Here is an 8,280-nt window from a genome sequence, read left to right as displayed (position 1 = left end):
TACGCCCGCGCCGCGCCCGCCTCTCCCGCCCCCTGGACCGCCTCAAGGCCGTCTCCCTGCCACTGACCGCCGCCACCTGCTGGCTGCTCGCCCTGCGCACCGGCGAATGGGGCCACCTCCCGGGCATCCTGTGCGCCCTCGGCGCCGGCCTGGTGGTCGCCACGGCCGCCGAATCCGCCCGCCGCTGGCCCACCCTGCCGACCGCCCGGGGCCGGCACCCGTGGCTGCGCGCCGTCACCTTCGCCCTGCCCGCACTGCCACTTGCCGTACTGCTCTGCACGACGGCGCTGATCACCATCGCCCTGCCCTGAACGGCACGACCGCCCTGCCCTGAACGGCACGACGCGCAGGGCCCGACGGTTCGGGGCGGACCCGGCCCAACCGGGCCGTCGGCCGAACACCCACGCGCACCGGCTGGCCTTGGAGCCCCTGTCGCGGAAGAGGTCGCACCGCTGACGACCGGGCCGGCACGGGGACTCCCGCGCCGGCCCGCTGGTCGCGGGTCAGGACGCCGTCCAGGCCGCCTCCGCCGGGCCGCCCGCGTCCGAGGGGTGCGGCCGTGTCACCGCCGGGGCGCGGCGTAGGCGCGCAGGAAGGCCCGGACGCCGGCGACGACGATCTCCTCGGCCTCCGCCCGGTCCAGCGGGTACGCGCCCCAGTACGAACGCTGGGTGACCTCCGTCGCCGTCAGCAGCACGAAGTGCGCGGCCGCCCGCCCCGGGTCCGGTGCCTCCAGCCACCCGTCCTCGGCCAGTTCCCCGAAGCGCTGCCCCAGGGCGGCGGACACCCGGCGCGGTCCGGCCTCCTGCCAGGCGTCCAGGGCGGCCTTCGGCAGGTGCCGGGCCTCGGCGTTGATCTGGCGCACCAGCCCGAAGTGGTCGGCGAACTCGGTCAGCGGGGCCACCCAGGCCAGGGCGAACGCGGTGAGGTCCGCCTCCGGGTCGGTGACCTTCCCGAGCCGGCGCTCGATGATGTCCAGCTGGGCGTCGGCGACCTGCGCCGCGCTCTCGCGGACGACGGTCTGGAAGAGCAGTTCCTTGCCCGTGAAGTGGTTGTAGATGGTGCGGGTGGACACCCCGGCCTCCGCCGCGATGGCGTCGATGCTGGCGCGGGTGTAGCCGTCCCGGCCGAAGACCGTGCGGGCGGCCCGGGTGATGGCCTGGCGCTTCTCGGCCAGCCCCCGGCGGGGCCGGTCCGTCGTTTCCTGTCGGCTGGTCATGGAATCTCCCTCACTGCCGCTCCTCGAAAAAGTTGCAGCCACCGTTGTACTTGTTGCCATACACGTTGTACTTTACCTGACGTGCCGTCCGAACGGGCGGTGACAGAGCAGCAGCACACCCCTGGAGACAGCCATGTCCGAGACCCCGCTCCGCCTCGCCGTCATCATCGCCAGCACCCGGCAGGGCCGCTTCGCGCCCACCGTCGCCGACTGGTTCGTCCGCACCGCCGGGCAGCGCGCGGACCTCGACATCGACGTCGTCGACCTGGCCGAGCACCCGCTGGCCCACGTGGGCGAGGAGCCCACCGCCGAGCAGGCCGAGCGGCACGCGGCCCTCACGCCCCGGCTGGCCGCCGCCGACGCCTTCGTGGTGATCACCCCGGAGTACAACCACAGCTTCCCGGCCGCCCTCAAGAACGCCATCGACCTGCACGGCGCCGAGTGGCGGGCCAAGCCGGTCGGCTTCGTCTCCTACGGCGGTCTCGGCGGCGGGCTGCGCGCGGTCGAGCAGCTCCGGCTGGTCTTCGCCGAGCTGCACGCCGTCACCGTCCGCGACACCGTCAGCTTCCACAACGTCTGGGGCCTCTTCGGCGAGGACGGCGAGCCGGTCGACCCGACCGTCCAGAACGGCGCCGCCAAGGGCATGCTCGACCAGCTCACCTGGTGGGCGCACGCGCTCCGGGACGCCCGCACCGCCCGCCCGTACGGCGTCTGAACCGCGGCCGGGGGGAACGAAGATGAGCACCGCCACCCGGCCGGCCACGGCCGGGACGACAGCCACCGCGGCTGCGGCCGCGCCCGGCCCGCGCACCGCGGCCGTCGCCGCCGTCGTGGCCCTCGGCTCGCTGATGACCGTCCTCGACACCACGATCGTCAACGTCGCCCTCAACCGCCTCGCCGCGGACTTCGGCGCCCCGCTGGCCACCATCCAGTGGGTCACCACCGGCTACACCCTGGCGCTCGCCACCGTCACGCCGGTCACCGCCTGGGCGATCGGACGGTTCGGCACCCGCCGCCTCTACCTGACCGCGCTCACCCTGTTCGTGCTCGGCTCGGCACTGGCCGGCGCCGCCTGGGACGCCCCCTCGCTGATCGCCTTCCGCGTCCTCCAGGGCCTGGGCGGCGGCATGGTGATGCCGGTCGGGATGACCGTCCTGGTCCGCGCCTCCGACCCGGCCCGCACCGGCCGCACCATGAGCGTGCTCGGCATCCCCGTCCTGATCGGCCCCCTGGCCGGGCCGGTACTCGGCGGCTGGCTGGTCGACGAGGCATCCTGGCGCTGGGTCTTCCTGATCAACCTGCCGCTCGGCGCGCTCGCCCTCCTCCTCGCCGCCCGGCTGCTGCCCCGCGACGGAGGCGGCGCCCGCCGCCGGCTGGACCTGCCCGGCCTGCTGATGCTCTCCCCGGGCCTGGCCGCGCTGATCTACGGGCTGGGCGCCGAGCGCGGACACCCCGCCGCGGCCGCCGGCCTGCTGCCCACCCTGGCCGGCGCGGCCCTGGTCACCGGCTTCGTCGTCCGGGCCCTGACCACGAGGCAACCGCTGATCGACCTGCGGCTGCTGGCCAAACGCGCCTTCGCCGCTCCCGCCGCCACCATCGCCCTGTTCGGCTGCGGCTACTTCGGCTCGATGCTGCTGCTCCCGCTCTACTACCAGCTGGTGCGCGGCCAGAGCGCCACCGACGTCGGCCTGCTCGGCATCCCGCAGGCCCTCGCCACCGGCATCACCATGCAACTCTCCGGCCGGCTGTCCGACCGCTTCGCCCCCGGCCGGATCGTGGTCACCGGCACCGTCCTGGCCGCCGCCGGCTTCCTCGGCTTCACCCTCCAGGTCGCCGCCGACACCCCCTACCCCCACCTGATCGCCGCCCTGGTGGTGATGGGGACGGGCGTCGGCATGACGCTGATGCCGGCCATGGCGGCCGCCACCCGCAGCGTCGCCCCGGCCGAGGTCCCGGCCGCCACCACCCTGGTCACCATCGTCCAGCAGGTCTCCGGCTCGGTCGGCACCGCCCTGATGTTCCTCCTGCTCACCGGGGCGATGGCCGACCGGCTGCCGGCCACGGCCACCGGCGGGCTGGCCACCGTGCAGACCCTGGACGGCGCCGCGCGGGCCGCACTCGCCCCCCACCTCGCGCACGCCTTCCAGGACACCTACGGCTGGGCCGTCGCCCTGCTCACCCTCGCCCTGCTGCCCGCCCTGCTGCTCTCCCGCCGGACCCCGGGCAACGCCAAGCCACGCCGAACACCCACCCCCTGACCCGGCGAAAGGCCACCACTCCTCACCGAGCCGCCCCCGCCCGTACGCTGATCCCGCTACCGGCGGGGGCCGGCCCATCCGGCCGGCCCGCAACCAGGGACGGGCGGCGGACGAGCGCCCAGATACCGATCTGCCGAGGAGTCGGCCCGCCCGGAGACGAGGAGTTCCTGTGCGCCACGGTCGCCCGGGCGCCGGGCACTCCAGGACCTGCCCGCCTACACCCCTCACCTGAAGGGCACGATCGAGCAGCTGAACGACGCGGTGGAGGAGACGCCGCTGGTCTCGATGCCCGGCTACACCCGCCGCCCCCGCCCTGTCGGAGCCAAGGGCCCGGCGTGGGGGAGGAGCTGCTGCCGTTGGCCTGGGAGGCTGACCCGGCACCGGTCGAGGACGTCCCACCCGGCACCTCGGTTCGGCGTACCCGGCCGACCAGGCCGGCGGGCTGTGAGGTCTGCTTCTCGTCAGCCCAGCGATGCGCTCGCCGCACGCAGTTCGTCCAGGGCCGCCAGGGTGTACCCGGCGAGCTCGTTCTCGGCGCCACGGTCGTCCTCGGCCCATTCGGCGTACCCCCGTTTGAAGGCGAGGACGCCCAGCTCGCCCGCGAGAGCCGCAGTCGGATCGGGTACGCCGCGGGCGACCAGAGCGGTTGTCATCGCGGCCGCGAGACTGACGGTCTTGAGGGTGTCACGCTCTTGAAGCTCGGTGCTGGCGGCGACGGCCGCCTTCAGGCGGGGGGCGAGTTCGCGACTCCCGGGGCCCATCGCGGTCGAGGCGCGCTCGAGACCGGCGGCGACCGCCTCAAGCGGGCTGGCGTCACCGGGTGCGTCGGCGATCCCCTCGGCCAGCAGCCGGCTCAGCGTCTCCTGCCCGGCGACCAGCAGCTCGCGCTTGTCGGGGAAGTGCCGGAAGAAGGTGCTCTTGGTGACCCCGGCGCGCTCGGCGATCTGCGCGACCGTCGTGGCGTCGTACCCCTGCTCCGTGAACAGGTCGACTGCGGCCACGACGAGGCGTTCACGCGCGCCTGGTTCCCATCTACCCATGGGTTCAGCATAGGTGATGGGACTCTTGTCCCGTCACCCTGCTAGAGTGACGGGACAAGAGTCCCATCACTTGGGGGAGGGTTTTCATGCGCGTCTTCGTCACCGGTGGCACCGGTCTGATCGGTTCCGCCGTCGTCGCCGAACTCCTCGGCAACGGCCACACCGTCCTCGCGCTCGCCCGCTCCGAGGCCTCCGCACAGGCCGCCGGGGCGGCCGGCGCCGAGCCGCTGCGGGGAGGCCTCGCCGATCTGGACGTCCTGCGCTCCGGCGCCGCCCAGGCCGACGGGGTGATCCACCTGGCCTTCGGTAACGACTTCAGCAGCCCCGAGGCCCTCGCCCGGAACGTCGCCGAGGAGACCGCCGCCCTCACCACCCTCGGCGAGGAACTCGTCGGCAGCGGCCGCCCCCTGGTCACCGTCTCGGGCACGCCCTGGGTGCCGGGCCGTGCCTCCACCGAGGCCGACCCGGTGCCGACCGACGGGCCGGTCGGCGGCCGCGGTCGCACGGTCACGGCGGTCCTGGGCCTGGCCTCGCGCGGGGTCCGGAGCACGTCCGTACGCATGCCGCGCACGGTTCACAACGAGGGAGCGGGCGGGTTCGCCGGTCTGCTGACCGACATCGCACGCCGGAGCGGGATCTCCGGCTACCCCGGCGACGGCACACAGCGCTGGCCCGCCGTCCACGCGCTCGACGCGGCCGTTCTCCTCCGGCTCGCCCTGGAGCGGGCGCAGGCCGGTACCGCCTGGCACGCCGTGGCCGACGAGGGGGACGAGGTACGCGACATCGCGGCCGTCATCGGCCGACGGCTGGGCCTGCCGGTCGAGTCGGTGCCGGAGGAGACCTACGGCCCGCTCGGCCCGATCTTCAAGGCCGACCAGCCCGCGTCCAGCACCCGCACCCGGCAGGCGCTCGGCTGGGAGCCGAAGCACCCCGGCCTCCTGGAGGACCTGGAGAACATCCAGCCCTGATCGGCGACCGACGATCGGAGCGGACCCGCCGCCGGCGCTCACCTCGGCAGCGGAAGACCCCCACCTGCGTCACTCGCGACCGACCGTCTCGCCGCAGCGACATCTCGTACCCGCACCACCCGCGCCACTGCGGCGATCCACGTCCACAACAAGCAGGAGGTTCCACCATGGTGGCAGTTGTCTTCGGCGCCCGCGGAAACGTCGGTCGTCATGTGACCGACGGCCTGCTGGCCGCCGGCGAGCAGGTCAGAGCGGTCAGCAGGATCCCGGCCGCGGGCTCGACGCCCGGGTGCGAAGCAGTCGTCGCCGACCTGGAGCGTCCCGAGACGCTGCCCGCGGTGCTCGACGGCGCCGACAAGGTGTTCCTGTACGGAATGCTCGACCCCCAGAGGCCCTACGACATCGAGAAGGTCGCCGCGGCGGCCGCAGCCGCGGGGATCCGGCGGGTGGTTCTGCTCTCGTCGGTGTCGGTCGCCCTGGACCTTGACGCCGACCACCCGGTCGCCCGCCTGAACCGCACGATCGAGCAGGCCATCCAACGCTCCGGCATGGACTGGACGTTCCTCAGGCCGGGGACATTCGCGACCAACACCCGCACCTGGTGGGCCGAATCGATCCGCACCGACAACGTCGTCCGCCTTCCCTACCCGCTCGCGCAGTCGGCACCGGTGCACGAGAAGGACATCGCGGCGCTGGCGGTGACCGCCCTGACCGAACCGGGCCACTCGCACCAGGCCTACACCATCTACGGGGCCGAGTCCCTGACCCTGCAACGCCAGGTCGAGCACATCGGCGAGGCCATCGGCCGCCACATCCGGGTCGAACGCATCTCCGACGAGCAGGCTCGCGCGGACGTCGCCAGCACCATGCATCCGGTGGTGGCCGAGGCGATCGTGAGCCAGTGGGCCGCCGCCGACGACGCCGTGGCCGTGACCTCCGTCATCGCCGAGAAGATCACCGGCGCTCCGGCACACACCTACGCCCAGTGGGCCGCCGACCACGCCGACGACTTCCGCTGAACTCGTCGCGCCGACCGGCCATACGGGGCCCGGCCTGCTCGGCACTCCGGTTTCCCCCGCCCCAGCCACAGCGGTGGAACGCACAGCGGCGCACCCACCGCCCATGACCCCCGATCAGGTGGCTGCCCGGCCCGGCCGGTGACCCGCGATGCCGCGGCGAGCTCTCCGGACGGCCTTCGTCGTCGAGTCGATCCCGGAGAACCCGGTGTGCTTTCGCCCCGTGTTCGCGGCCGCCTTGACCGTCACCGCCGCCCTGCCGCCCTGCCGCCCTGCCACCCGCCGTCCCGGCCTACGCCGCCGGAGCCGGCGAGCCCGAGTCGGCGTCGATGGCCGACTGGCCGCCCAACTCCCGTACGGCCCCGGCCGATTCGCGCAGCCGGGGCCCTGAGCGTTTCAGGCCGCCGCCGCCAACTGCCCGTTCAACGCGGTCCGCAGCCACTCGTGCGCACCGCCGAGGGTGGGCTCGTCGTCCGCCGTGAGCTCGCCGGCGAGCTCCCAGTAGCGGGCGATCACCGGATCGTCGGCGACGGTGAGCATGATCCGCAGCCGCCGGCGGAACGCCGGGGTGTCCCGGGAGGAGCGGGACGCGGCGTGGGCGGCGACGAAGCTGTCGAGCGCGGCGCCGTCGTACGGGTCCCGCCCGGCGCGCAGCTCCGCCGAGGCGAGGCCGTACGCCTCGGCGAGGCCCCGGTAGAGCACGGTGGGCCGGTACTCGCCGTCGGCGCGGGCGAGTTCGTTCGGGCTGGCGGTCCTGCCGGTGGGGGAGTGGCTGCCGCCGGAGCAGTCGCGGTCGGCGAGCGCGTGCAGCCGGGCGAAGGCCAGCACCTGGGCGGGCGCCGGGTCGGCGGGAGGCTGCGGGACGGCGGCGTCGACGATCGCGGTGACCAGCTCGGCGGGCATCCGGGGCGGCAGCGCGCGGCGCCAGAACCGGGCCAGCGCGGTGGTGTCGGGCGGGGTGGACAGCCCGCCGATCAGGGTGAGCCGGTCGGCGCGCTCCTCGGGCGGGCAGCCGCGCAGCAGCCGCAGGGCGGCCTCGCGCCAGCGCAGGGCGGTGAGCCGGGAGCCGAGGTCGCTCAACTGCCGGGCCACCGCGTCCTCCAGGGCGTCCCCGAGCACCTCGTCCTGCTCCAGCAGCCGGCCGACCTCCCGGACGGGCAGGTCGAGCGTGCGCAGGGACCGGATCAGTCGCAGCCGGTCGAGCGCCTCGGGCCCGTACCGCCGGTGGCCGCCGGAGCTGCGGCCGGCTTCGGGCAGCAGACCGCGGTCGGAGTAGAAGCGGACGGTCTTGACGGTGACGCCCGCGCGCTCCGCGAGTTCACCGATGTTCAACAGAACGGCTGGCGGCACGGCTTGAATCTCCCTCAGGGGGAGTTCCTACGGTACCCGCGTGCCCGGCCGGACGGGGGTCGGGCGGGCGATCACCCATGTCGTAGGAGGCAATCATGACCGCATTTGTGCTGATATCGGGCCACTTCACCCGCGCCTGGATCTGGCGGGACGTGAGCGCCCGCCTCCGGGAGACGGGCGCCGAGGTGTACGAGGCGGACCTCGCCGCCGAGGCCGGCGCCGGGCTGGAGACGCACATCGAGGACGTCCTGCGCCTGATCGACGCGGCGAACGACCCCGAGCTCGTCCTGGTCGGCCACGACTACGGCATCCACCCGCTGCTCGGCGCCGCCGACCGGCGGGCGGAGCGGATCACCCGGATCGTCCACCTGGACGCCGGCCTGGTGAAGGACGGCGACCGGGCCGTCCAGCTGGTGCCGGACCAGACGG

At 74.3% G+C, this 8,280-nt stretch carries 9 protein-coding genes; 6 read left to right on the top strand and 3 right to left on the bottom strand.

The window, feature by feature from the left end:
- Nucleotides 1-311: hypothetical protein (locus J0670_RS22375; RefSeq protein WP_207813433.1), on the top strand; the 311-nt coding region annotated here is incomplete at its 5' end.
- 251 nt (nt 312-562) lie between these two features.
- Here J0670_RS22375 and J0670_RS22370 read toward each other — a convergent pair.
- Nucleotides 563-1,219 (bottom strand): TetR/AcrR family transcriptional regulator, encoded by a 657-nt coding sequence (locus tag J0670_RS22370; protein ID WP_207813432.1) that lies wholly within the window; start codon nt 1,217-1,219, stop codon nt 563-565.
- 133 nt (nt 1,220-1,352) lie between these two features.
- Between J0670_RS22370 and J0670_RS22365 the strand changes: the two genes are divergently transcribed.
- Both J0670_RS22365 and J0670_RS22360 read left to right on the top strand, forming a co-directional pair.
- Nucleotides 1,353-1,934, top strand: coding sequence for an NADPH-dependent FMN reductase (locus J0670_RS22365; protein ID WP_207813431.1), 582 nt, complete (start codon nt 1,353-1,355; stop codon nt 1,932-1,934).
- Nucleotides 1,935-1,956: 22 nt separating this feature from the next.
- Nucleotides 1,957-3,477: a DHA2 family efflux MFS transporter permease subunit gene (locus J0670_RS22360; protein ID WP_207813430.1), complete on the top strand. Its 1,521-nt coding sequence runs from the start codon at nt 1,957-1,959 to the stop codon at nt 3,475-3,477.
- Between the two features lie 461 nt (nt 3,478-3,938).
- Here J0670_RS22360 and J0670_RS22355 read toward each other — a convergent pair whose 3' ends face one another.
- Nucleotides 3,939-4,517: a TetR/AcrR family transcriptional regulator gene (locus J0670_RS22355; RefSeq protein WP_207813429.1), complete on the bottom strand. Its 579-nt coding sequence runs from the start codon at nt 4,515-4,517 to the stop codon at nt 3,939-3,941.
- Between the two features lie 86 nt (nt 4,518-4,603).
- Between J0670_RS22355 and J0670_RS22350 the strand changes: the two genes are divergently transcribed.
- Both J0670_RS22350 and J0670_RS22345 read left to right on the top strand, forming a co-directional pair.
- Complete coding sequence (locus J0670_RS22350) at nt 4,604-5,485, top strand: SDR family oxidoreductase (protein WP_207813428.1); 882 nt, start codon at nt 4,604-4,606, stop codon at nt 5,483-5,485.
- 167 nt (nt 5,486-5,652) lie between these two features.
- The gene (locus J0670_RS22345) at nt 5,653-6,504 is read left to right on the top strand and encodes an SDR family oxidoreductase (RefSeq protein ID WP_207813427.1); all 852 of its coding nucleotides are present in this window, start codon (nt 5,653-5,655) and stop codon (nt 6,502-6,504) included.
- Between the two features lie 393 nt (nt 6,505-6,897).
- Here J0670_RS22345 and J0670_RS22340 read toward each other — a convergent pair whose 3' ends face one another.
- Nucleotides 6,898-7,851, bottom strand: a complete 954-nt coding sequence (locus J0670_RS22340) for a MerR family transcriptional regulator (RefSeq protein WP_307806640.1) — start codon at nt 7,849-7,851, stop codon at nt 6,898-6,900.
- A gap of 95 nt (nt 7,852-7,946) precedes the next feature.
- Between J0670_RS22340 and J0670_RS22335 the strand changes: the two genes are divergently transcribed.
- On the top strand, nt 7,947-8,280 hold a 334-nt coding region (locus tag J0670_RS22335; RefSeq protein ID WP_374223145.1), incomplete at its 3' end, for an alpha/beta fold hydrolase.

Origin of the sequence: Streptomyces sp. FH025 (assembly GCF_017427025.1) — a bacterium.
Classification (GTDB): domain Bacteria; phylum Actinomycetota; class Actinomycetes; order Streptomycetales; family Streptomycetaceae; genus Kitasatospora.
This window is presented reverse-complemented; position numbering and strand designations above follow the sequence as displayed.